At 36.8% G+C, this 22,540-nt stretch carries 26 protein-coding genes; 10 read left to right on the top strand and 16 right to left on the bottom strand.

The features are described from left to right. The first annotated feature begins 78 nt into the window (after positions 1 to 78). Complete coding sequence (locus tag B8967_RS02555) at positions 79 to 1,176, top strand: TauD/TfdA family dioxygenase (RefSeq protein WP_084084253.1); 1,098 nt, start codon at positions 79 to 81, stop codon at positions 1,174 to 1,176. Between the two features lie 140 nt (positions 1,177 to 1,316). Here B8967_RS02555 and B8967_RS02560 read toward each other — a convergent pair whose 3' ends face one another. From B8967_RS02560 to B8967_RS02605, 10 genes are all read right to left on the bottom strand, one after another. Further along, entirely contained in the window at positions 1,317 to 2,126 is an 810-nt protein-coding gene (locus B8967_RS02560; RefSeq protein ID WP_084084254.1) for an alpha/beta hydrolase, read from the bottom strand. 175 nt (positions 2,127 to 2,301) lie between these two features. Next, entirely contained in the window at positions 2,302 to 2,877 is a 576-nt protein-coding gene (locus B8967_RS02565) for a Crp/Fnr family transcriptional regulator (RefSeq protein WP_084084255.1), read from the bottom strand. Positions 2,878 to 2,939: 62 nt separating this feature from the next. Beyond that, entirely contained in the window at positions 2,940 to 3,461 is a 522-nt protein-coding gene (locus tag B8967_RS02570) for a GNAT family N-acetyltransferase (RefSeq protein WP_084084256.1), read from the bottom strand. Between the two features lie 9 nt (positions 3,462 to 3,470). Next, positions 3,471 to 4,487: a S41 family peptidase gene (locus B8967_RS02575; RefSeq protein WP_084084257.1), complete on the bottom strand. Its 1,017-nt coding sequence runs from the start codon at positions 4,485 to 4,487 to the stop codon at positions 3,471 to 3,473. A gap of 68 nt (positions 4,488 to 4,555) precedes the next feature. Further along, complete coding sequence (locus B8967_RS02580) at positions 4,556 to 5,350, bottom strand: helix-turn-helix domain-containing protein (protein ID WP_084084258.1); 795 nt, start codon at positions 5,348 to 5,350, stop codon at positions 4,556 to 4,558. A gap of 52 nt (positions 5,351 to 5,402) precedes the next feature. Beyond that, positions 5,403 to 5,984, bottom strand: coding sequence for a 5'-methylthioadenosine/S-adenosylhomocysteine nucleosidase family protein (locus B8967_RS02585; RefSeq protein ID WP_084084259.1), 582 nt, complete (start codon positions 5,982 to 5,984; stop codon positions 5,403 to 5,405). Between the two features lie 71 nt (positions 5,985 to 6,055). Continuing rightward, positions 6,056 to 6,430 carry a hypothetical protein gene (locus B8967_RS02590; RefSeq protein WP_228405997.1) on the bottom strand — a complete coding sequence of 125 codons (375 nt, stop codon included), beginning with the start codon at positions 6,428 to 6,430 and terminating at the stop codon, positions 6,056 to 6,058. An 81-nt stretch (positions 6,431 to 6,511) separates the two neighbouring features. After that, on the bottom strand, positions 6,512 to 7,213 hold the full coding sequence (locus B8967_RS02595) for a DsbA family oxidoreductase (RefSeq protein WP_084084260.1): 702 nt from the start codon (positions 7,211 to 7,213) through the stop codon (positions 6,512 to 6,514). 67 nt (positions 7,214 to 7,280) lie between these two features. After that, on the bottom strand, positions 7,281 to 8,447 hold the full coding sequence (locus tag B8967_RS02600) for an MFS transporter (protein WP_084084261.1): 1,167 nt from the start codon (positions 8,445 to 8,447) through the stop codon (positions 7,281 to 7,283). Next, positions 8,444 to 9,385 (bottom strand): alpha/beta hydrolase, encoded by a 942-nt coding sequence (locus tag B8967_RS02605; protein WP_084084262.1) that lies wholly within the window; start codon positions 9,383 to 9,385, stop codon positions 8,444 to 8,446. Before B8967_RS02605 ends, B8967_RS02600 begins: the two co-directional genes overlap by 4 nt. Before the next feature lie 158 nt (positions 9,386 to 9,543). Between B8967_RS02605 and B8967_RS02610 the strand changes: the two genes are divergently transcribed. After that, positions 9,544 to 9,915 (top strand): winged helix-turn-helix transcriptional regulator, encoded by a 372-nt coding sequence (locus tag B8967_RS02610; RefSeq protein ID WP_084084263.1) that lies wholly within the window; start codon positions 9,544 to 9,546, stop codon positions 9,913 to 9,915. 101 nt (positions 9,916 to 10,016) lie between these two features. On the opposite strand, the gene B8967_RS02615 is transcribed toward B8967_RS02610, so the two are convergent. Further along, a complete protein-coding gene (locus tag B8967_RS02615) occupies positions 10,017 to 11,201 on the bottom strand; it encodes an MFS transporter (RefSeq protein ID WP_084084264.1) in 1,185 nt (394 codons plus the stop codon). A 234-nt stretch (positions 11,202 to 11,435) separates the two neighbouring features. On the opposite strand from B8967_RS02615, the gene B8967_RS02620 reads away from it, so the two are divergent. Both B8967_RS02620 and B8967_RS02625 read left to right on the top strand, forming a co-directional pair. Beyond that, the gene (locus B8967_RS02620) at positions 11,436 to 12,194 is read left to right on the top strand and encodes an NUDIX hydrolase (RefSeq protein ID WP_084084265.1); all 759 of its coding nucleotides are present in this window, start codon (positions 11,436 to 11,438) and stop codon (positions 12,192 to 12,194) included. An 83-nt stretch (positions 12,195 to 12,277) separates the two neighbouring features. Beyond that, on the top strand, positions 12,278 to 13,009 hold the full coding sequence (locus tag B8967_RS02625) for an MBL fold metallo-hydrolase (protein WP_084084266.1): 732 nt from the start codon (positions 12,278 to 12,280) through the stop codon (positions 13,007 to 13,009). A gap of 16 nt (positions 13,010 to 13,025) precedes the next feature. Here the strand turns inward: B8967_RS02625 and B8967_RS02630 are convergent, their stop codons facing one another. After that, on the bottom strand, positions 13,026 to 13,367 hold the full coding sequence (locus B8967_RS02630) for a helix-turn-helix transcriptional regulator (RefSeq protein WP_052188711.1): 342 nt from the start codon (positions 13,365 to 13,367) through the stop codon (positions 13,026 to 13,028). Positions 13,368 to 13,953: 586 nt separating this feature from the next. Between B8967_RS02630 and B8967_RS02635 the strand changes: the two genes are divergently transcribed. Beyond that, positions 13,954 to 14,547, top strand: a complete 594-nt coding sequence (locus B8967_RS02635; RefSeq protein WP_084084267.1) for a Crp/Fnr family transcriptional regulator — start codon at positions 13,954 to 13,956, stop codon at positions 14,545 to 14,547. 74 nt (positions 14,548 to 14,621) lie between these two features. Here the strand turns inward: B8967_RS02635 and B8967_RS02640 are convergent, their stop codons facing one another. Then, a complete protein-coding gene (locus B8967_RS02640; RefSeq protein WP_084084268.1) occupies positions 14,622 to 15,248 on the bottom strand; it encodes a chloramphenicol acetyltransferase in 627 nt (208 codons plus the stop codon). A 133-nt stretch (positions 15,249 to 15,381) separates the two neighbouring features. On the opposite strand from B8967_RS02640, the gene B8967_RS02645 reads away from it, so the two are divergent. From B8967_RS02645 to B8967_RS02655, 3 genes are all read left to right on the top strand, one after another. Beyond that, on the top strand, positions 15,382 to 15,837 hold the full coding sequence (locus B8967_RS02645; RefSeq protein WP_084084269.1) for a PPC domain-containing DNA-binding protein: 456 nt from the start codon (positions 15,382 to 15,384) through the stop codon (positions 15,835 to 15,837). Further along, positions 15,827 to 16,471 carry a Crp/Fnr family transcriptional regulator gene (locus B8967_RS02650; protein ID WP_228405999.1) on the top strand — a complete coding sequence of 215 codons (645 nt, stop codon included), beginning with the start codon at positions 15,827 to 15,829 and terminating at the stop codon, positions 16,469 to 16,471. The genes B8967_RS02645 and B8967_RS02650 overlap by 11 nt, the downstream gene beginning before the upstream one ends. Before the next feature lie 85 nt (positions 16,472 to 16,556). Then, positions 16,557 to 17,633 carry an SDR family oxidoreductase gene (locus tag B8967_RS02655; protein WP_084084270.1) on the top strand — a complete coding sequence of 359 codons (1,077 nt, stop codon included), beginning with the start codon at positions 16,557 to 16,559 and terminating at the stop codon, positions 17,631 to 17,633. An 84-nt stretch (positions 17,634 to 17,717) separates the two neighbouring features. Here B8967_RS02655 and B8967_RS02660 read toward each other — a convergent pair whose 3' ends face one another. Genes B8967_RS02660 through B8967_RS02670 form a run of 3 tightly spaced genes read right to left on the bottom strand, consistent with a single transcriptional unit; the run spans position 17,718 to position 19,737 of the window. After that, the gene (locus tag B8967_RS02660) at positions 17,718 to 18,521 is read right to left on the bottom strand and encodes a helix-turn-helix domain-containing protein (RefSeq protein ID WP_084084271.1); all 804 of its coding nucleotides are present in this window, start codon (positions 18,519 to 18,521) and stop codon (positions 17,718 to 17,720) included. Positions 18,522 to 18,539: 18 nt separating this feature from the next. Continuing rightward, positions 18,540 to 18,941 carry a GlcG/HbpS family heme-binding protein gene (locus tag B8967_RS02665; protein WP_084084272.1) on the bottom strand — a complete coding sequence of 134 codons (402 nt, stop codon included), beginning with the start codon at positions 18,939 to 18,941 and terminating at the stop codon, positions 18,540 to 18,542. 4 nt (positions 18,942 to 18,945) lie between these two features. Beyond that, positions 18,946 to 19,737: an SDR family oxidoreductase gene (locus B8967_RS02670; protein ID WP_084084273.1), complete on the bottom strand. Its 792-nt coding sequence runs from the start codon at positions 19,735 to 19,737 to the stop codon at positions 18,946 to 18,948. Between the two features lie 203 nt (positions 19,738 to 19,940). Between B8967_RS02670 and B8967_RS02675 the strand changes: the two genes are divergently transcribed. After that, positions 19,941 to 20,963 (top strand): ligase-associated DNA damage response exonuclease, encoded by a 1,023-nt coding sequence (locus tag B8967_RS02675; RefSeq protein ID WP_084084274.1) that lies wholly within the window; start codon positions 19,941 to 19,943, stop codon positions 20,961 to 20,963. Continuing rightward, positions 20,960 to 22,540, top strand: coding sequence for an ATP-dependent DNA ligase (locus B8967_RS02680; RefSeq protein WP_047492742.1), 1,581 nt, complete (start codon positions 20,960 to 20,962; stop codon positions 22,538 to 22,540). Before B8967_RS02675 ends, B8967_RS02680 begins: the two co-directional genes overlap by 4 nt.

Consider the following 22,540-nt stretch of genomic DNA (forward strand, 5'->3'; position numbering starts at 1 on the left):
AATTTGAACTCGTTATTGTTATTTAGAATAATTAAAAACAAATATAAAAATTATTATTTAACGCCAAATTTTTTTTTAATGAATTCTCTAGAAATTTTAGATAACGACCGTATGACGCAGGTAAAACTGCTTCCTACAGTCATTGAGATCACATCTCAGGAACGAAGAATGATTAATGATGCAGCGGTGCATCTTCAAAGAAAATATGGTAGCTATGAAAACCGTGACTTTATAAGACACGTACATCAGTTGGCTTCTTATTTTTTACCCGAGAGAATCTTACATATAGCGGCTGATTTTGCGAGTGACTTTTCAAAAAATCAGTATGGAGCATTGGTATTCAAGGGGTTAATGGATATCGATCAGGAAAGTATAGGCAGAACGCCGGCCAACTGGCAGTCTGCTGATTATTCCAAATTTGACCTTTATGGTTTTGCCTGTGCATTAATCCATGGAGCGCTCCCTTCCAAACCGGTACAATATTATTCCCAACGTAAAGGAGGTGGATTAATTCATGCCATAATACCCGATGAGAAAATGCGTGAAACCCAAACAGGATCGGGGTCTTCCACCGACCTGTATGTGCACACCGAAGATGCATTTTTAAAACATCAGGCCGACTTTTTGAGTTTTATGTATTTACGAAATGAAGAACAGGTACCTTCTACCCTGTATTCTATCCGTTCTCATGAATCTATAGGTGAAAACTACAGACCTCTTTTTGAACGTATTTATAAAATACCAAAAGATGCCAATCTGGAAACAGCAACGAACGAGGAAGATACGCTGGATTCTGTTTTGTATGGTAATTTTGAGCTCCCTTTTATGAGGTTTGATGCCGCTGAACAGCTTTTCAGCTCTACGATTAAGCAATCGGAGGACGCTCATCATTATCTGAAAGAATTCTGGGAAGAAGCAAGACACCTGATCTATTCAGATTTCACCCCTCAGGCAGGAGATGTTATTCTGGTCAACAATCATTTGTGTGCCCATGGAAGGTCTGCTTTCCGTGCCGGAGTGAGGAATATTGATGGTGTAGAATATCCATGTGAAAGAAGAATTATGCTCCGCATGATGAGTAAGGTAAGCCTGATCGATATGAGAGCGCATACCCTTACAGAAGATCCGTTCTTTGTCATTGAAGAACATCTTGGTAAAAATTTCACCAACCTATAAAATGCTTCAACAACATTTTTAATATGACTTGACAGTAATCCTTTTTAAGACCCGTTCTTAAAAAGGATTTTTTATAGAGATACTTTGTTTAATTAATTGATAAACTGCTTTATATGAACAGGCATATAAAGCAGTTTTTATTATTTAAAGTATTTATCAAAAAGAGTTAACTGATTGGATAATGATTGGCTCCAATAGGCAGGATCATGGACACCTAAAGATTCAATATACAAATGTTCTATTTTAAGTTCTGTAAGTTTATTATGAAACTTTCTGTTTTGCCCGATCATCTGAACATCTTCAGTACCACAATCAAAAATATAGCGCTGTCCGGCACCTGCCATGAGTTTTACTTTAGTGTCAGTAAGGAAAGCAGTATTAAGTGATTCAAAAGGACCCAATACCTTATTCACCATATATTTCTGATAGCCCTCACCGAACGAGTTGAAATCTAAAGCACCACAAGAACTTCCAACGATACCAAATGTTTTGCTGTAGGTTACCCCGATATTGGTAGCTCCATAGCCTCCCATACTCCAACCCATAATTCCTCTGTATTTTTTTTCAGATTTTACGGGATAGTTTTTATCGATGAAATCCACTAATTCTTTTCCTATAAAGGTTTGGTATTGTGAATCTTTGACAATAGGACTATCTACATACCATGAACTGTAATTCCCATCCGGCAGTACATAAATTGTTTTATATTCCTGAGCTTTCTTAACCAGATCCGGAATGTCCTGCTTGATGATCCTGTCCGGATTACCACTGAAACCGTGAAGAATATATACAGATGGGTAAGTTGTATTCGGTTGAATAGTGGGGGTAATGATAATTGTTTTGATCTTTTTATTCATTTTCGGACTGAAAACTTCCTGATGAATAATTTTTTGTGCTGATCCCTGTACAAAAGCGGTAAGCACAATGACAATGTTGATTAATTTTTTCATGTTGTAAAAAATGTTTAATGAGTACTATCAGGATGGATCAGTATAAATGTAAGAAGTTTATATTTTTAAACAAAACATCTGCAATCATTATTTTAAACCGATGTATCTCTGATGATGACATGACAAAGTTGCCCCGGAAAAAATAAAAAAGCCTCAACATATGTTGAAGCTTTTATTAATTTATTTCTTTTTTAATCCTGCTGAGCTGGGTAGGTGTAACCCCTAAATAAGAGGCTATATGATGCTGTTTCAGTCTATTATGAAGCGGTTTATTTTCAAGCAACTGCAAATAGCGCTTCTTGGCGGTTTCATATTTTAAAGACACTTCCAAAGGCTCTTTTTTCACCACCCAGTTTTTTTCTAAATAATGAATATGAAATAGAGCCAGATCATGGTGTTTTTCCAATAATTCCCGATAGGCTTTTACAGGATACTGAATCACCGAACAGTCCTCCAGAGCAATAATATTAAAATCGCTGGGTTCATTTTTAATAATGGCTGCAGTAGATGCTACAAAGCTGTTTTCTTCAAAGAAAATTTTGTAGATATAATCTCCTTGTTCATCAATGGTATAATAGCCGATTAATCCTGACTGTAAAAAGTAATAATACCTGGCCATACTCCCGGACTCCAGAAGAAGCTCATTTTTATGATATTGCTTTTCAGTACAAATGTCTAACAAAGCAGCGGCTGTTTCCCCGGATAAAGGATAATACTGATTGATCTGCTCTAAGAATGTTGATTTATTCATTGTTTTTTTGAAAACGCAAAAGCGTAAATTTCTTTGGAGGTGGTATATCTATCAAATTACTATTAATCCAGTATCTTCTTCATCATTAAGTCGGTTTGCTCCTCATCTCCAAGTCTGAAAATATGTTTGTCAAATTCTACAAATCCGTTTTTCCTGTAAAAATGTAAAGCTCTCAGATTCTTTTCCCAAACTCCCAGCCAAAGGTAAGATTTCCTTAAGTGTTGAGCAGTTTCCACTGCCTGATCATATAAAATCTGCCCCACTTTTTTGCCATGATGGCTTTTTTTCACATAAATCCTTTCAATTTCGAGACTTGTCTCATCCTGAAGCTCGGTTTGTCCTTTTCCGGAATTCACTTTCAGATATCCTATGGGGTTATCTTCTTCCCACGCTATATAGAAGAAAGAATCCGGAGCATTGAGTTCAGCAGTTAATTTTGCGGTATTAAAACTTTCCTCAAGGTACTTTTTCATGGCTTCTTCAGTATTATCTTCTGCAAAAGTTTCAGAAAAAGTCTGTATTCCAAGATTCTGTATGATTTCCAGGTCTTTTATTCCGGCTTTTTGGATCGTTATTGATGGCATACGATGTATTTATTGCTCTAATTTATTAATAAGATTTTTTATTTCAGGTATGCTAAGTTCAGTTTTTGTGTCTTTTTCTGTTTTTAAAATGTTTTTCAAAGCTTTAATATGGGCAGTCTTTAAAGCGTATTCAGCTTTTACTTCCTGATCAGGCATTACTCCGATATGTTCCCAATTGGTATGACTGCTTAAAGAAGTTATTTTTCCTGCCGGAACAAGGAGTAAATATTCATTCTGGATGATAAAATGATCCACCGGATTAGCTGTTCCTTCTGTCTTTTCACCTATAACTTCAGCTAGTTTATGCTGCTGCAAGAAATAAGCAAGCGCTTCTGCTGCAGAAAAACTAATTTCACTGGTCAGGATATAGACTTTTTTATGAAGGTATTTTGTACCGGAGACATTAGATTGAGTGCTATTCATTACGGTTTTGTTTGCATGCCTGAGATAGGTAGTATAGAGATCTGTTTTTTTATCAAAAAAATAACTGCAAAATAACAGAAGCATATCGTTTTCTCCTCCTCCATTTTCTCTAAGATCAATAATCAGGGAGTTCGTGTTGGCAACAAAATTCATGGCTGCAGCTAACGTAGCTGCGCTGGCTTCAGGGGATGCAAAACCTTTAAAATTGATGTAGCCTATATTACCTTCCAACCGCCGAACACTTTCAAAACCAAAATTTTCAAGACTGTTGTGAAAATTATTTAATTTCACTTTTTCTTTCTCATCAACCAGTTTTTCAGGACTATAATTTTCAAGGTATTTAACAAAAAAATGCCCATCTTTTATATCTTTTCTTAATTTTTGGGTGAGAAGTGCTGCGAAATCTTTCTTATTCAGATTATTAAAAGTTCCTTTTTTAAGTTCACTTTGAAACAAAGAATCTACTTTTTTATAAGTTGTTGGATCAATATAGTAGCTCTTCACTTTTTCTGTAATATCAGAAAGTACGGTAGTCATATCTCCTTTCTGAGCATAAGAGAATAAAGAATAAAAAAGGAAAATTCCAACCAATAATTTTTTCATAGAAATAAGTTTAAATATTTCTGTAAAAGTATCTCAATGAAAAGAGTAGAAATTGTAAAAATGGAAACTTAGATAAAAAACCAGATATTATTTTTTTCAGTATCTACGTTGTCAAAGAACTTCCCGGGACTTATCCTTGTCAGTTCCTTAAAGTCTTTAATAAGATGCGACTGATCATAAAAAAGATGTTCATAGGAAAGCTCTGTAAGATTTCTGGATTTTTTATTTGAGATGAGCACGTTACGAAATCGCTGAATTTTCCTGAATTCGGAGGCAGGCTTAAACAAGTACCGCTTGGAAATCTTATTGACGTATTGTCTTGTTATTTTATTTTTTACGGCAATTTCTTCGATGCTCAGTTCAGTTTCAAAATCAGCCAAAATAGTGTAGGCCAATTTTAAATCTTTCTGGCAGAGTATTGAAAGCCAGTAATTTTCCAGCATTTCAATTTGTTTTTTTCTATTAGGCTCTTTTAAAACAGCATTGCTGATGTCTTTAAAATCTGAAAGTTGGATATTTTCCTCTAAAGATGCACGATCATCTGCATTAAAAAAATGATAGATTCCCAAGGGTTTAAAGTAAAGAGTAACTTCATTGACAGATTGTTTATAAAAAATCTCGGTAGGAGCAGAACATCTGAAAACAAAATCAATCACTATGTTTTCTGACAAAGATCGGCTCAGCTCCATCCGTCCGTTATCTTGAGTAACGGATACATCCTGACAAGCTGATACAATACAATAATTATCCGGAAATGTAAGATACCTGACCGGCTGATGATCGTCATCTTTTTCTATAAAATAATACCCTTCGATATATTTTTTTAGAACAGGATCTACCGGTTGGTAAAAAGTAACTTTCATATAGTCGGAGGTCTTAAAAAAAGAATCTTACAATAATCTTACGGACTGCTCCTTACGAAAATAATATTTTCTTAAATGCTTCAGAAGCCAAATGTACCTGTACACTCCAGTCATCAGCTGCATCACTTCCTGCATCATCAGAAATATATTTCAGACATAGAAACGGAATATTTTCTTTTTGAGCTATAAGCGCCAACGGATAGGCCTCCATATCTACAATATTATAATCTGTCTCAGAATGGTTCATTTCAAAACTGTCACCACTTCCACAGATTCCTTCTTTTAAAGTATCCATTTTAAGCCCATACTCCAATATTGGAGGAACTCCCGATAATGGAGTTTCATACAGCTGAAAACCAAGCCCTCTCACATCCATATCCCGCTGGATAAATTTTGTACAGCATACCACTTCTCCTTTATGAAACCCTTTGCTCCCTGCTGAACCTAAATTAACAATCAATTTTGGCTTTCTAAGATGAATTTCTCTGGTCAGTTCTATCGCTGCATTGACTTTTCCAATTCCTGTTACCAATTTATTTTTTCCGTCAAATACAGTTCCCGCTTCTGAGTCTAATGCAAAAACAAAAAGGGTATCTGCAATGGGATAATGAGCTTCGTTATTAATTTTTATCATAGAAAAATGAGATGTATACCTTGTTTATAGAGTCTTACAAAGATATAATAGTTTTCTGTATTTTGTAAATATTATATAGTCTGAAACTTTTGCCTTTGAACATTAAGAATAATAAATATCAGATAACTGATTATAAAAGTAAACAAAGGAATTTCAAATGATAAATAATTAAATTTTACAAGAGGGACCTCTATCATTCTGCTTATGAGGGGAGAGAGCATTAGAATAAAGCTCAGGATTGTGACTGGAATTCTGTTTCGCCAACCGGTTACATTCAGTACAATTCCTAAAATTCCCAGAATTGCAAATATCTGATCAGTATTTCCAACATCAAAGACCATAAACAAAAGCCAGCATATAAATGGCAGGCCAATCATTTCACCTGCTAAAATGATCAGTAAATAAGAAATAATGGAGACTATTCTCACACTGCTACTAATTTTCATAATCATTATTAACTGTTTTGTTAGGCAAGTTAGTAAAAATAAAAACCCGGAATAGCTTATAGCTTTCCGGGTTTGATATTGTTAGATACTGCATCCATCAGCATCGCAGGAAGGACCACTACTTCCGGAAATATCTTTAAAAGGACTTACCGTTTCTTTATAAGTCTGCTGAAGTGCTTCTTCAAAAGCTTCTACCGGCTGTGCTCCGGAAACAGCATATTTTCCGTTCAGAACAAAGAATGGAACTCCGGAAATACCGTTATTTCTGGCTTCCAGAATATCCTGATTGACCTCATTATTCCACTGATCGGTGGTAACTGCCTGTATTGCTTCTTCTTTATCAAGATCTAAACTTTCTGCAAGAGAAACCAAAACTTCCGTATCACCTACATTCTTACCATCAATAAAATGGGCAATGAACAAAGCTTCTTCCATCTCATTGGACTTGTTATATTTTTTAGCCAAATGAAGCAATTTGTGAGCGCTGAAAGTATTGGTGATCAGAGCTTTTTCAAAATTAAAATCAATTCCGGCTCCTTTTCCCATCTGGGCAACCTGGCTGATCATTTGGGTAGCCTGTGCTTCAGGAAATCCTTTCTTTTCTCTAAAGTATTCAATTGTATTCTGGGTTTGCTTGGGATCAAGACTCGGGTCCAGCTGAAAGCTCTTCCACTCCACTTTTACTTCATCCTTAAAAGGAAGTTTATTCAGAGCTTCTTCAAAATTATTTTTTCCGATATAACAAAACGGACACATCACGTCCGACCATATTTCTATTTTCATTGTATGTAATTAAAATTAATACATCAAAGTTAATACATTTTATTAATGTAACAAAATTTATTACAGTTTATTCTTTACAAGGTAGTATAGATTGGTTTCGTTTTTCATACAGTCCTTTTAAGATCATCATGGAAAATGCAAGAAGTCCAAAAACAACTCCTACCCAGGGCGTAAAAACAACTCCTTTTGTGATGATAATCCACCCTCCGATAGTTGTTCCTAAGGTAACTCCTAAATTTCCGAAGGAGGTGGCCAGACTGTTGGCAAATTCTAAAGAACCGGGAGCTGCCGATATCATATAAGTAGAAGCATTCAAAAAGCTTGGTGAATAAAGGAAACCCCAAATTCCGATCACCAGAATAGTGGCTATCATATTTCCGTCTGAAACGTATAACAGGATGGGCACTAAAATAGTTCCGGAAAGGAAAAATGCCGTTGTTCCGGGAACATTTTTATTAAGCATTTTCCCGGCAATCCAGTTGGCAAAGATTCCAATAATTCCAAAAACCAGCAGCATATAACTTATCATTGTGGTATCCATCCCTTTTGCTTTGTTAAGGTAGTCTGCAAAATAACTGTACGTAGAAAACCAGGCCGTAATCATAAAAAAATTAGTTAATGTGCTTAAGATAAAAGAAGGCTGGCTAAGAATACTCACCTGACTTCCAAAAGATTTTTTCTCCTGTACAGGCATTGACGGTAACAGAAACTGAATCGCAATCAGTGCTATTAAACTTACTGCAGTCTGAATCATAAAAGAATATTCCCATGACCAAAGGCCAGAAATCCATGTAGCAAAAGGAACAGTTGTTACCATGGCGATGGCAACCCCATTAAAAACAATGCTCATCAGTCCGTTTTTTTTATGTTCTTCAGCCTGAGATACGGCTACCGCCAAAGCGGATGCTATATATACCGGCTGCAGAAATGCCGGAAGTATTCTTACTATCATCAGCAGCCAGAATGGTGGTGAAAATGAAGAAACAAATCCCGTAACCAAAAACATAAAAATAGCAGCCAGCATTATTTTTTTCCGATCAAATCCTGAGGTAAGTAAAGTCATAAAAGGCCCGGTAAGCGCAATGATCAGGGCAAAAGCACTCAACAGATAACCTGCTTTATCAATACTGATGTTATAATGTTCTGCAATCTGAGGCAGAATACCAATGACTCCAAACTCTGTTGTGATTACTGCAATAAATCCCAGACAACCTATATAAGCATATTTTTTCATAACTGCTTTTCTATACTCATTTTAAAATTTTGATGGGCAAATTCAGACATTTCGTTGATTGCAGATTGTGTTTCATTCAGGACTTCTCCCATATGCATAAACCCATGAACCATATCGTTATAAAAGCTTTTTTTGACAGTAACACCTGCATTTTCCATATGATCAGCAAGTTCTTTTCCATCATCAACCAAGGGATCGTGCTCTGCTAAAATAACCAGTGTCGGTGGCGTTTTTTTAAAATTTTTCAATAAAATAGGTATTGCTAAAGGATTGTTGGCCTGATCCGCAGGAAGATACCAGTTCCACGCCTGTATTCCTCCTTCTTTATTTAAAACAGGTCCATTTTCATATACTTTCCAGGAATTTGAAGTGAATGTATTGTCTGCAGCAGGGTAAATTAATATCTGAAATTTCAGCAGCTCTCCTATCTCTGTTGAAACAGCTGTTGAAAGGGCTCCTCCGGCACTGTCCCCTATAATCCCTATTTGGTTTTGATCAATTCCTAAAGAATCAGCATGATCTATTACCCATTTTACAGCATCAATATTATCATTCAGTCCCGCAGGAAAAGGATGCTCAGGAGCAAGGCGGTAATCTACAAAAATAATGACAGAGCCCGTTTTATTGGCTAACTTACGAACAACAGCGTCATGAGTTTCATATCCTCCGGCAATAAACCAGCCTCCGTGTACATATATAATAGCGGATGATTTATGAGCTGTTTTTCCCTTAGGGCGGGAAATACGGATAGGAATCTGATGATTTTCCTTTGGAATATTCAATTCTTCAATCATGGTAACGGGTTCCTTTTTTCCGCTAAGCTGAAGACACATGGTTTCTAGATATTTCCGGGTATCATCTAACGGATTCTGGGCATTAAATGATTGTATCTTTTCTAATTGATTTAAAATCTGATTGATTTGTGGTGTAAACTGCATTGTTTTTTAATTTTGAATTACATTGTTTCAACAGGGAACTTTAGCGCTATCGTTCCTTTACTGCTGTATTTTTTATCTTTATGGTACAAAATTAAATTTCAAACCTTACATTTGCACTGTATACAGCGAATTGTACGGTACTAACAAATTTGTAAGTAATGGGGAAAATAAAAGAAAACTCAACTAATAATATCAACAGACAATATATCCATGAATGCGATCTTACCTATGCCGTCTGTAAGATTGGGGGGAGATGGAAGCTTTTGATTCTGGATAAACTTAAAGAAGGAAAACTGCGTTTCAGTGAACTTCGGAAATCCATTTCGGGAATAACGGAAAGAATGCTTACCCTGCAATTAAGAGAACTGGAGAAAGAAGGCTTACTGAAAAGAACAGTTCATGCCGAGGTACCACCCCGGGTAGATTATGAGCTGACAGATATTGCCAGAGAGCTTATTCCTATCTGGAATGAGCTAAGTAAATGGGGAGGAAAGCATCGGGACTTAATACAGGAACAGGTAGAACCTTAGGAATAAGCCCTACATGGCAGAAGCCTAAAACTTCTTCTTATAAAAACAAAATCTCTGATCAATACTGATCAGAGATTTTTTATTATTGTATGGGTATGATCTCATTTTTTGTTGACTCTTTGACAGAAAAGAATATGAGCAATCAGGGCCAAAACACCAAAGGTTGTTCCTACAAAACAAACCCCTGCCCACTGTGCTTTCTGCCATGCAACAGAAGCCAGCCAGGTACCTAATGATCCTCCAATGAAATAAGAAACCATATACACTGTATTGAGTCTGTTTACTGCATTGGATTTTATTAAAAAGTAATTGGTTTGGTTCATAATGTGACTGGACTGTACCCCCAGGTCAACAAGAATTACACCTACAATCAGTCCCCAATAGGTTTCTCCTGCAAAATAAGTGAACCCCCAGCTTCCTATGACAATCAATAATGAATACAGGATAATCCGGTTGATATCCAGATACTTTTGCAGCTTCCCTACTTTTGCGGCAGCCAATGCTCCTACCGCTCCTGCCAATCCAAAACTTCCTACAACAGAAGATCCAGCATTAAAAGGAGGTTTTTCCATATGGAAAACCAATGTAGTAAACAAAGCACACATAGACCCGAAAGCCATTGCACCACGGAATGACGCAAGCTGGAGAATAGGCTGTGTTTTGGCAAGGTGAGCCACAGAGCGCATCAGCTCTTTATAGGTGCCTTTGAAATTAGGATGCAGTTCCGGAAGCATTTTATAAACAGCCAGCCAAACTAAAATCATTAAGCCTGCCGCAATCCCAAACATAGCTCTCCATCCCCAGACTTCACCTACAATTCCTCCTACAAAACGGGAAAGAAGAATCCCTAGTAGCAGACCGGACATGACAAGCCCGATATTGCCGGCTTTCTCCTTATCTGAAGAAAGTTCTGCTGCAATAGGAACAAATAGCTGCGGGATAACAGATGTGGCTCCAATCAATAAGCTGGCGGCATATAACATCCATAGCTGAGTGGCAAAAGTCATCCATAACAGGGAGCCAAAAACAAGAAATAAATCAATTAAAATCAATTTCTTACGATAAAATTTATCTCCCAGCGGTACAAGCAATAATAATCCCAGCGCATACCCAATTTGGGTAAGTACCGAGATCCTGCTCGCTGCACTTTCCGAAACATTTAGATCTTCAGAAATAAGGGCCAGTAAAGGCTGATTATAGTAATTGTTGGCTACTACAAGTCCGGAAATAATGGCCATCAGCCAAATTACAGTCCTTGAAATACTGTTAGAAGCGTTCTCCTGCATGTTACAAATAAAAATTAGTGTGAGTAGAAAATGATTTCGAATGACCGGATCGTATCAGATCCTTCAGAAATATATTCTTTTTATAAGAGCCCAAAGGTAATCATTTTAATAAAAGAACATCATCTATTTAATCTGTTGATACAATAGATGACTTTTCTTAAAAACAAGCTTTAATAAAGTATTTTCTGAAACATTGACCCGTTTTTATATTACATTTGTCATACACACTTATTTATGAATGATATCGATTCTAAAGAGCAGATTTTAAAGCGGTCTGTAGAAGCAAAAGAAATTTATCTCCCTCATCTTTCAGCAGATCCTGTTATTTTTGGTTTTGATCAGAATGAGCTGAAGGTCCTGCTGGCAAAAATGAATTACCGAAAACAATGGCTTCTTCCCGGAGGATATGTACACAAGGATGAAGACCTGGATGAAGCTGTACTCAGAATTCTGGAATCCCGGACGGGTGTAACCAACGTTTTTCTTGAAGAATTTGGAGTTTTTGGGAAGAGAAACAGAAGCGAGTTGTATTTTGAAGATTTTGATGACAGTCTTTTCCAGAAACAGCGGTTCATTTCAGTGGGTTATTATGCCCTCTATAATTCTTCTGAGATTAACCCGGTTGCCGACGAAATGAGTGAAACCTGTGAATGGGTTTATTTAAAACAGCTTCCGGAAATTGAGCTTGCTATGGATCATCGGGAAATCATTGACAAAGCACTGCTAACCCTTAGGGAAAAAATTTCCTATAAACCCATCGGATATAATCTGCTTCCTGAAAAATTTACACTTCCCGAGCTGCAGAAACTCTATGAAGCCATATTGGGTAAAACCCTTAATCGCGGAAACTTTTACAGGAAGATTAAAAACTTAGGTATTTTAAGGAAGCTGGAAGAGCAAAGACGCGGAGGAGCCCATAAATCTCCCGACCTTTACTCTTTTGATCAGAAAAATTATACAAAAGCTTTGGAAAACGGCTTGAACAACTGGTAGACTATCAGTATAATTGCTTTTGTTGATGATTCTAATTGATGAAAAACCTTTGAAGTTGTAGAAATATTGAAGAAATTTGCAGCATGAAAATCATTCCCCTTAAAGAAGGTAATTTCTCAGCAAGCAAAACAAAAGATTTTAGTCTTTTAACAGCCGAAAATATTGATACGGCTAAAGGAATCAAAATGTCTGTACAGCCTTTTCTCATCATCACAGAAAACGACTATATCCTGTTGGATACAGGTATGGGCTGGAAAAATGAGAATGAAGTATCTGTGGTTTCTGAAATCCTGGATAGAGAAAATATCAAACCGGAGCAGATTACAAAAGTACTGCTCTCCCACCTTCATAAAGACCATATAGAAGGCGCTGTAACGGCTACAGACTATGGTTTTGAAGCTACCTTTCCGAATGCTGAAATTTATATTCAAAAACGGGAACTGGATTTTGCCATGGAAAATAAAGTAAATCCTTCTTTCGATTTCGATACCCTGGAAAAACTGATCCAATTGCCTCATATTGTATGGATGCATGAGGATAAAGGACAGATTACTGATGAGATATCTTATGAAGTAGTTGGCGGCCATACTCCATTTATGCAGGTTTTCTGGATTCGTGAGAATGAAGAAACAGCTTTTTATGGTGCTGACGATCTACCACAGGCCTCCTATTTAAAATATCACCTGGCTTACAAAAGTGATTACGATGGCAGAAAAGCCATGGAACTAAGACTTAAATGGGAAAAAGAAGCAAGAGAGAACCGTTGGAAAATACTTCTTTATCATGATCTGGACAAAGCCATTGTGGAAGTTTAAATCTAAGAAAAATGGTTTAAATTTCATTAAACCATTTATAAATATCAATCTCAGAAGGAATATTGAGTTTTTTTCTGATTCTGTTTTTCCTGTTTTGTATCGCTTTTGGGGTGACAAATATACAGGTGGCTATTTCTTTTGTCGTCATATTAAGCTTAAGATAAATACAAAAAATAGATTCAGAATTTTTAAGGCCTGGCTGTATAGCAGATAACTTTTCGAAAAAATCAGGATAGACTAATCTGAATTTACTAAGCAAACGGGGTGAGTTTGCTTTGGCAAGAGCCATAATTTCGTCTTCTACAAGAATCTTCTGATTCAAATCCTCTAAGTGGGATTCATGTTTTTTGTTTTTCATAATACGTTCTCATCTCTACTAAAGTCTGATACAACATCCTTTATGCATCAGTACAATATCTTTTTCTATTGATCAATTCCTGCTTTGAGCATTCAACACAGAAATTAAAATAATTTTTATGTATTAAAAATTTTATTTGCTTTTTTAAATACTATTCAACAAATCACCCTATTATCTTATGCTTATTGAATGATTTTGTTAAAATATTTATAAATATGAATTTTCGTTCATTTTACACAAAGCAAAGAAAGAAAAAATGATTAAAATTCTATTAAAACAGCGTACCACATACATACCACGTTATGTTTTTAAGTAAAATATCATAACAGCTTTGTTCAGGCTGTTTCCAATTATTTATATCTCTTTATTTTAACACAAGGTAAATGTAGCAGATTCTTGTATTCACTTTTTATGATCCTGATCAATACTCTTCAATTATATTAAGAAAAAATGAAGTTTCGTGGTAGCCGTATGGTACCACATTGTGAGATAATCAAATAAAATAGGTGTTCCTTTATTTTTTAATGCCGGATTCAGGTTACCTGTATAAGGTGTTTACGTTTTAATCAAGCATAAATCACAACATATGATCACTGAAGATTTATTAATTTCTTTTGGAGCTGAAACCATAAATTATAAAGCGGGAGATCTTATTTTCCGTGAAGAGGAATATCCGATATACTATTATCAGATTGAAAAAGGAAAAATCAAGCTTAATAATTATACTGAAGATGGCAAAGAGTTTATCCAGAATATATTTTCTGACGGTCACAGCTTTGGTGAGTCACTCTTATTTGTTGACCGCCCTTATCCCATGAACGCTCTAGCCATGGAAAACTCCTCTATCTTCAGGATATCAAGAGAAAGTTTTTTAAATCTCATAAAAAGCAATCCTGAAATTTCACTGAATGTCTATCAATGTCTTGCTGAAAGAATGTATTATAAATATATTATGCTGTATAATCTTTCCTTTCAAAACCCTGTTTCAAAATTAAAATTACTGCTGGATTATCTGAAAAGCTATCATGATGATAAGGCTGCCTATTCATTTCAGATACCGCTTACCCGCCAGCAGCTTGCTTCCCTTACCGGATTATGTGTAGAAACCGTTATACGTACCATAAAGCAAATGGAAAAAGATAATATTCTAAAGATTGAACAACGGAAAATCTATTATTAGAAAGCAAAATACCAGCAGGAAACCTCTCCTATCCTTTAAATCACCAGCCTAATCGGACTCTAAAAAATTTTTTGTTACAGATCAAGCTGTCTCTGAAATTCCTCTACATATTTTGCAAGGTGAATTCCATCAGCCAATCCATGATGTGCCTCAATAGAAACCGGCATATATTTTTTCCCATCACGGATACTAAATCTTCCAAAAGCAATCTTTGGTACCGATTCTGTGGTGTTGAAATCTGTAGGATGCAGAATGGCACTGAAAGAGTTCCATGGAATAGTTGTATGTCTTATATGATCTTTTCCCAGTCTGTCGTTGCTTAACCGAAGTCCTGATGATTGATGTACTCCCTTTATTTCTTCCTGTAAAGCAGCATTGAATATTTCAAAATCTTCCGAGAAATGTGTAAATGAAAAACCAAAAGTTCCATCAGGCCTTCCAATAGTGCTTCCTGCATGAACGGTATCAAATTGAACGACATCCCCATCTACTATTCTAAGTTTTAATTCTTCAACGGTATTGACAGCAACCATAGACTTATGGTAATAATATGCAAAGAAAGAGTATCCTTTTTCTTTAGCCGTTTCATAAGCTTTGGTACAATCCACTTCCGTTGTAAAACCAAGGTAAGGACTTGCCATCCCTGAAAAAAATTCAAAATGCTCCTTTCTGTTCCAACTTTCAATATCTACAATCTTCATTGATTTTTTATTTGCTGCAAATTTCAGAAAGTTTCTCCGGTTTTAAAAATTTCTCACTCAAAATATAATAAAAACTTAATCGATAACGCGCCTGGTTGGTAGATTTTTTGCTTCAAAATAAGAAAACAAGGTTATGAGTAGACATAGCTTCAAAGGAACCCATTGGTCAGCCATAAAAGTTGATCGTATTTATATTGTCAGCCTTACAAACCGGTCGAATATCGTTGAAGCATTAACGGATTTTATTCGGAATCAGAATATTCAGGCAGGGGAAGTTACCGGAATAGGAGCCGTAAGTGAGGCTACTCTTCGTTTCTTTAATCCTTCAACAAAAAACTATGTGGATAAAACGTTTAAAGAACAAATGGAAGTGACCAATATTTCCGGAAATATAGCTGAAATAGAAGAAAAGATAAGCCTTCATCTCCATATTACCCTGGGAAGGGAAGATTACACTGCCCTGGCTGGCCATCTTTTGGAGGCCACCATTCAGGGAGCTGCAGAATTTATTTTTTATCCTTTACATACCAGAGTGGTAAAAGTTAAAAATCAGGAAATAGGGATTAACCTCTATGATTTTGAAAAATAGAACTTATCTTGCTTCGGAAAGCATTATTTTTGATGAAAATATTTATTTGATGTTTGAGGTCCTGCTTTCCCATATCGAAAATAAGGTTGATATCACAGAAGATCAGAAAAACCAGATTCAGTCTTTCTTTACCGTTAAAAAACTCCGTAAAAAACAGTATCTGCTTCAGGAAGGAGATATCTGTAAATGTTTGTCTTTTGTGAGTAAAGGGCTGTTGAAATCTTATTTTCTGGATGAAAAAGGAAATGAGCACATCAATATGTTTGCTTTTGAAGGCTGGTGGATCTCCGATTTCAATAGTTTTGTTCATCAGGAAAAGGCAGTATTAAATATTGACGCTATCGAAGAAACCGAAGTTCTGATGATTACCCTGGAAAACTACGAAAAGATGATGTTGGAGGTTCCTGTCATGGATCGCTACTTCAGAATTTTATACCAAAACAGTCTGGTAACCAAAGATCAAAGACTTATTGTTTCCAATAGCTATACTGCGGAAGAAAAATACCTGCAGCTGGCCCAGAAAAATCCCGAAATGATTAAAAGAGTCCCTCATAACCTTATTGCGTCCTATCTTGGGTTGGCCCCTGAAACAATAAGCAGGATCCGTAAAAAGATTTCTTTGAATAAGAATTGATCCAGATCAATTCAAACGCATGATCCAGGTCAAGCTTGCAGGTCTGTAGGCACTGTAATTTTGTAAAATAATTTTTATAAATATTATGGAAAATACAGGAAATATTGCATTGGTAGTAGGTGCTACCGGGATTACGGGAAGTAATCTTGCTGAAGAACTGATTGCACAGGGCTGGATCACTTATGGATTATCCAGAAATATAGACAATGCTATTCCGGGACTTCGCCCTGTTAAGGCGAACCTTCTGGACGAAGAAAACCTCACTGAAGCACTGGCAGGGATTTCTCCTACCCACGTTTATTTTACTACCTGGATGCGTAACGATACCGAAGAAGAAAATATCCGCGTAAACAGCGCATTGGTAAGGAATCTGTTACATGTTTTATCTCCTAAAAAATCTGTTCAGCATGTTGCTTTGGTTACAGGGCTGAAGCATTATCTCGGACCTTTTGAAGCCTATGCAAAAGATGGAATACTGCCGGAAACACCAGTTCGGGAAGAACATCCCAGACTTTCGCTTCCCAATTTTTATTATGCTCAGGAAGATGAAGTATATCAAGCTTCTGAGAGAGAAGGTTTCACCTGGAGTATTCACAGGCCTCATACTGTCGTAGGCTATGCTGTTGGAAATCTTATGAATATAGGGACTACCTTAGCCGTTTATGCCAGTATTTGTAAAGAAACCGGCAGAAAATTTATCTGGCCTGGGTCTGAAGCCCAATGGAATGGCGTATCAGATGTAACCGATGCTAAGGTATTGGCCAAACAGTTAATTTGGGCCTCCACCACTGAAACTGCAAAAAATCAGGCTTTTAATATTACCAATGGAGATGTATTCCGATGGAAATGGCTTTGGAAAAGATTGGCGGACCGGTTTGGGATTGAAGCAGAAGGATTTAATGGTTCGATAAGACCTCTAGAAAAAGAACTGCAAAATGATCATCCTTTATGGAAAGCAATAACAGAAAAATATGATTTGAAAGAAAATCATTTAAACAAATTATCTTCAGCATGGCATACCGATCTCGATCTTGGAAGACCTCTTGAGGTGATGTGTGATATGTCTAAAAGTAGAAAACTAGGCTTTACTGCCTTTAAAAGTACCGAAGATTCCTTCGCCGAAGTTTTTGAGAAATTAAAAGCAGAAAGAATGATCCCTTAAATAAAAAAGGAGCGATTATTTCGCTCCTTTTTTATATTGATGTGTTTTTTTAGTCATGGAATTTTCACCATTATTTATTTCAAACTAAACTTCAGATGTTGTCATGCCGTATTTTCTTTTAAAGGAATAATAAAAATGAGACAGGTTTTCAAAACCAAGATCCAGATAAATATCCGAGGGCTTCTTTTGTTTATGCCTGATCAGATAATACGCTTCCTCCAGCCTTTTCTCCTTTAGCCACTGTTTGGGCGTCTTATTGAAAGTCTTATTAAAATCCCTTTTAAATCCCGAAAGGCTGCGTCCTGTAAGTTTGGCAAAAGCCTCTACAGACACATTAAACATGAAATTTTTATTCATAAATTCTTTAAGGTCGATCTTATGAGGCTCTGAAAAATCAAACAACAAGTTTTTAAAATCCGGATTGCTCTGCAAGATAAGTTCTACGGCTTCCCTGATCTTCAAAATAGCCAGTCTCAGCGTCACCTCTTTTGTTTTATCAACATAAGGAATAAGAGACTGAAAATAACCTCTGAAAAAATCATCCGGTTCAAAGAATAGCTTTTGAGTACCTGCAAACGGAGCATCCATCACAATTCTATTTTCTGTAGCATATTGCCGCAACGTTTCGATGTCAAGATTGATGGATATAAACTGATACTTTTCTTTTTCTGAAGGATATTTAATAGTTCTGATCAATTGGTTTTTTCTGACCAGAACCACGGTATTTTCTTTAACAATGGTCTTTCCCTGATCATGAAAAGCATGAGTTTCTCCGGATATTTGAAATCCCAGAAAATGATCCGGTATAAACTCTTCATGTCCTCTGTAGGTTTCAAAAGCACATGAATAAACCAGTTTGTCAAATATAATTTCAGAAGTGTTCTCCATGATACAAATATCTGAAATTTAAGCAATACCGGAAGCTCCTGCTCCTGCAATTTCTTTATCCTCTTCGGGACTTCCGCCTGAAGAACCAATTGCTCCTATGATTTCTCCCTGAGCATTTTTAATAACGACTCCCCCGGCAATAGTTAACAGTCCGTTATTAGAATTCAGCATTCCATAGCCATGCATCTCTGCTCCCGCAATAATACTGCCCATAATCTCACTGTCAACACCAAACATAACGGCTGTCTTTGCTTTTTTTACTGCAAAATCAATCACCCCATATACACTGTCTAGCCGGGCAAAAGAGACCAGATGTCCTCCGGTATCCACTACGGCAATACTTACAGGAATATTCAGGGCTTTTGCTTTCCCGACAGCGGCTTTTAAAGCCTTTTCTGCCAGATCATAACTGATTCCCATATGATTAGCTTTTTGCTGTCCATGCCTCGGCCTGAAGCTGTTTTACAAAATCCTCCGTTTCTTTCGGGTGTACATTTCTGAAATTGGAATGATCATCCAAAGCAACATTCACGATACAGTCTGCCATAGATTGAGGATCTAGCTGATGGGCCAATGATTCTGCAGTACCTTCAAAGACAGATGGAGGTGTAAAGTTGGTCTCAGGATTATACCAACGGAAAATAGAGTCTACCCCACGGTCATTAAAGCCTGTTCCAAATACTCCCGGATTGCACGTTGCAATTTTAATATCAAACTGGGCCAGTTCTGTTTTTAAGCCCTCTGCAATGGCTTCCATTGCATGTTTTGATGCACAATATGCAGCCACATACGGCACCGTCCATAATCCACCCATAGAAGTGGTAAATACGATTTTCCCCGGCTTCTTTTGTTCAATGAATTTCTTGACAAATCCCTGAGCCAGCTCCAGCCCACCAAAGACATTCACATCAAACATAGAACGGATTAATTCCAGTGGCTGTTCAGCAATAGGACCTCCTTCCATAATTCCGGCGTTGCTAATTAAAATATCAATATCATATTTTTGATGGATATAAGCAATATCACGGGAGTTAGTGACATCCAGTTTATCAACCGTAAGATCGATCCCCTTTTCTTTAGCTTCTCTGATTAAATCACTCATCTGAGGATAAACCTGAGCTGTGGCAATTACTTTGTGTCCTTTCTTTGCCAAATCGAAAGCAGCAATCTTCCCAAATCCGCTTGCTGCACCTGTAATCAAAATTGTTTTACTCATTGTATTCTTTTTTTATGATAATACAAATTTCAATGATTTTCAGAAGGTTGCTGTTGTTGAAAAGTTCATTTTTTTATTGCTGAAAAGTTCATCTGATGTATTGGATAACGGTAAGATATTTTTCATAGGACGGCATAAAAATAAACGGTTTATTGTAAATTGGTTAAGTTTTTGAAGCTTATTCTATAAAACCAATCACACCATTGAAATTAATCACATTTACTAAAAAAGGAATTTACTGTCCCCAGGGAAAATTTTATATAGATCCGTGGAGACCTGTAGATATGGCAGTCATTACCCATGGACATGCTGACCATGCCCGCTGGGGAATGAAAAAATACCTTTGTCATCATTTTACAAAACCCATTCTGTATCAAAGAATAGGACCGGATATTGAATGTCAGGGTGTGGAATACGGAGAAAAAATTAATATGAATGGGGTACAGGTTTCGCTTCATCCTGCGGGGCATATTATTGGTTCTGCACAGATCAGACTGGAATATAAAGGGTATGTAACGGTCATTTCAGGGGATTATAAGGTTCAGTATGATGGGCTGAGTACTCCTTTTGAACTCGTGAAATGCAATGAGTTTGTTACAGAAAGCACTTTTGGACTGCCCATTTACAATTGGTTAGAAGTTCAGGATTTAAATAAGAAGCTCCAAAATTGGGTGCTGAAGAATAAAGAAAATAATAAAACATCCGTGTTTATCGGATATTCTTTAGGAAAAGCGCAGCGGATTATGAAAGCTGTAGAAGGATTGGGAGAAATATATGTCCACTACTCCATTGGAAAATTGAATGAGGCTTTTGAAACCGTTGGAATCAAACTTCCCGATTATACCATAGCAGATTTTAAAGAACGTCCGAAAGAGATGGAACACGAAATTGTCATTGTTCCTCCAGCTTTACTGGACAGCAATATCATAAAAAAACTTCCTGATCCGGCAACCGCTATATGTTCCGGATGGATGCAGGTGCGTGGTGCCCGAAGATGGCGGAGTGCCGATGCGGGATTTGCCATGAGTGACCATGCAGACTGGAAGGGCCTTTTGCAAACCGTAAAAGCTACAGAAGCCGAAATTGTACATGTCACCCATGGGCAGACTGAAATATTCTCAAAATATCTGAATGAAATTGGTATTCATGCCGATGTAGTAGAAACTCTTTTTGGCGAAGATGATGAAGAAACAGAAAAGGTAAATCAAGAAAACCCGGAAGTATGAGACATTTTGCAGATCTGATCAATGCTTTGGAAACAACCAATAAAACCAATGCTAAGATTGAGGCTATCCTTGATTATCTGGAACGTTCTCCGGATGAAGATAAGCTATGGTTTATTGCTTTATTTACAGGCAAAAGGCCCAAAAGAAATATCAACACCAATTACATGAAAGAATGGGTATTGGAAATCACCGACCTTCCATTCTGGTTATTTCAGGAATCTTATTCTTCTGTAGGAGATCTTGGAGAAACAATTTCACTGATACTTCCTCCACCTCAGGAAAAAATTGACCGTACTTTATCACAATGGATGAACGAAATTGTTCATTTAAAAGATAAAACAGAAGCGGAAAAGAAAGAATTTGTTCTGAAATCATGGAATGGTCTGGACTATACGGAACGTTTGATCTTCAATAAACTCATTGGGGGCAGTTTCCGTATTGGTGTTTCAGATAAAACGTTAATCAATGCGCTGACGAGATTTTCCGGACAAGAATCCAGTGTACTTATGCACAGCCTTATGGGAAAATGGAAACCCGATGAGGTCTCTTTTAAAGAATTAATTTCTGCTGAAAATATCAACCCGGATAATTCAAAACCTTATCCGTTTTGCCTGGCCTATCCATTAGAAAAAGAACCTGACCAGCTGGGAGATCCTCATGAATGGCTGGTGGAATATAAATGGGATGGAATACGGGGACAGATCATCCGCAGGAATGATGAAGTCTTTATATGGTCCAGAGGAGAAGAGCTTGTCACGGAACAGTTTCCGGAAATTACCGACACTGTAAAGGCCATGAAAGGCAACTTTGTTTTAGATGGAGAAATACTTGCGGTAAAGGATGGTAAAGTTTTAAATTTTAACGAATTACAAAAGAGATTGAACAGGAAAACTTTAACTAAGAAAATGGTATCAGAAATTCCTATAGAAGTATTCGTGTATGACCTCCTGGAGCTTGAAAATAATGACCTGCGGGAGAAACCTATCTCCTCAAGAAGGGCCATGCTGGAAGAATTATTACTCAATGAAAATCCCGGAAACATTAGCATTTCCAGAGCTATAGATTTTCAAAAATGGGAAGAATTAAACGCTATCCGGGAAAATTCAAGGGCTGTCAATAGTGAAGGGTTGATGCTGAAACAAATGAGCTCTCCCTATCACTCAGGACGAAAAAAAGGAGATTGGTGGAAATGGAAAATCAACCCATTTACCATTGATGCCGTTTTAATCTATGCCCAAAAAGGCAGTGGCAGAAGAAGTGCTTACTATACCGACTACAGTTTTGCCGTAAAAAACGGAGATACCCTGGTAACCATAGCAAAAGCCTATTCCGGGCTTACTGATAAAGAAATCATGGAAGTCAGCCGGTTTGTGAACAAAAATGCTATTGAAAAATTTGGTCCGGTGCGGACGGTAAAAGCGGAACTTGTTTTTGAAATCGCTTTTGAAGGGATAGGATTCAGTAACCGTCATAAAAGCGGTGTAGCCCTAAGGTTTCCAAGAATTGTAAGATGGAGGAAAGATAAAACGGTGGATGAAATTGATAATCTGGAAGAAATAAAAAAATTAATACAGTAA

Source organism: Chryseobacterium sp. YR221 (assembly GCF_900176315.1).
In the GTDB taxonomy this organism is placed as follows: Bacteria; Bacteroidota; Bacteroidia; order Flavobacteriales; family Weeksellaceae; genus Chryseobacterium; species Chryseobacterium rhizosphaerae.

What these genes read in the sequence shown, in the direction of transcription:
- B8967_RS02585 (WP_084084259.1), bottom strand. Translation starts at nt 5,984, where the DNA reads ATGATAAAAATTAATAACGAAGCTCATTATCCCATTGCAGATACCCTT.
- B8967_RS02590 (WP_228405997.1), bottom strand. Translation starts at nt 6,430, where the DNA reads ATGAAAATTAGTAGCAGTGTGAGAATAGTCTCCATTATTTCTTATTTA.
- B8967_RS02575 (WP_084084257.1), bottom strand. Translation starts at nt 4,487, where the DNA reads ATGAAAAAATTATTGGTTGGAATTTTCCTTTTTTATTCTTTATTCTCT.
- B8967_RS02610 (WP_084084263.1), top strand. Translation starts at nt 9,544, where the DNA reads ATGGGGAAAATAAAAGAAAACTCAACTAATAATATCAACAGACAATAT.
- B8967_RS02635 (WP_084084267.1), top strand. Translation starts at nt 13,954, where the DNA reads ATGATCACTGAAGATTTATTAATTTCTTTTGGAGCTGAAACCATAAAT.
- B8967_RS02605 (WP_084084262.1), bottom strand. Translation starts at nt 9,385, where the DNA reads ATGCAGTTTACACCACAAATCAATCAGATTTTAAATCAATTAGAAAAG.
- B8967_RS02620 (WP_084084265.1), top strand. Translation starts at nt 11,436, where the DNA reads ATGAATGATATCGATTCTAAAGAGCAGATTTTAAAGCGGTCTGTAGAA.
- B8967_RS02660 (WP_084084271.1), bottom strand. Translation starts at nt 18,521, where the DNA reads ATGGAGAACACTTCTGAAATTATATTTGACAAACTGGTTTATTCATGT.
- B8967_RS02640 (WP_084084268.1), bottom strand. Translation starts at nt 15,248, where the DNA reads ATGAAGATTGTAGATATTGAAAGTTGGAACAGAAAGGAGCATTTTGAA.
- B8967_RS02555 (WP_084084253.1), top strand. Translation starts at nt 79, where the DNA reads ATGAATTCTCTAGAAATTTTAGATAACGACCGTATGACGCAGGTAAAA.
- B8967_RS02665 (WP_084084272.1), bottom strand. Translation starts at nt 18,941, where the DNA reads ATGGGAATCAGTTATGATCTGGCAGAAAAGGCTTTAAAAGCCGCTGTC.
- B8967_RS02580 (WP_084084258.1), bottom strand. Translation starts at nt 5,350, where the DNA reads ATGAAAGTTACTTTTTACCAACCGGTAGATCCTGTTCTAAAAAAATAT.
- B8967_RS02680 (WP_047492742.1), top strand. Translation starts at nt 20,960, where the DNA reads ATGAGACATTTTGCAGATCTGATCAATGCTTTGGAAACAACCAATAAA.
- B8967_RS02595 (WP_084084260.1), bottom strand. Translation starts at nt 7,213, where the DNA reads ATGAAAATAGAAATATGGTCGGACGTGATGTGTCCGTTTTGTTATATC.
- B8967_RS02645 (WP_084084269.1), top strand. Translation starts at nt 15,382, where the DNA reads ATGAGTAGACATAGCTTCAAAGGAACCCATTGGTCAGCCATAAAAGTT.
- B8967_RS02560 (WP_084084254.1), bottom strand. Translation starts at nt 2,126, where the DNA reads ATGAAAAAATTAATCAACATTGTCATTGTGCTTACCGCTTTTGTACAG.
- B8967_RS02570 (WP_084084256.1), bottom strand. Translation starts at nt 3,461, where the DNA reads ATGCCATCAATAACGATCCAAAAAGCCGGAATAAAAGACCTGGAAATC.
- B8967_RS02565 (WP_084084255.1), bottom strand. Translation starts at nt 2,877, where the DNA reads ATGAATAAATCAACATTCTTAGAGCAGATCAATCAGTATTATCCTTTA.
- B8967_RS02630 (WP_052188711.1), bottom strand. Translation starts at nt 13,367, where the DNA reads ATGAAAAACAAAAAACATGAATCCCACTTAGAGGATTTGAATCAGAAG.
- B8967_RS02625 (WP_084084266.1), top strand. Translation starts at nt 12,278, where the DNA reads ATGAAAATCATTCCCCTTAAAGAAGGTAATTTCTCAGCAAGCAAAACA.
- B8967_RS02670 (WP_084084273.1), bottom strand. Translation starts at nt 19,737, where the DNA reads ATGAGTAAAACAATTTTGATTACAGGTGCAGCAAGCGGATTTGGGAAG.
- B8967_RS02655 (WP_084084270.1), top strand. Translation starts at nt 16,557, where the DNA reads ATGGAAAATACAGGAAATATTGCATTGGTAGTAGGTGCTACCGGGATT.
- B8967_RS02600 (WP_084084261.1), bottom strand. Translation starts at nt 8,447, where the DNA reads ATGAAAAAATATGCTTATATAGGTTGTCTGGGATTTATTGCAGTAATC.
- B8967_RS02615 (WP_084084264.1), bottom strand. Translation starts at nt 11,201, where the DNA reads ATGCAGGAGAACGCTTCTAACAGTATTTCAAGGACTGTAATTTGGCTG.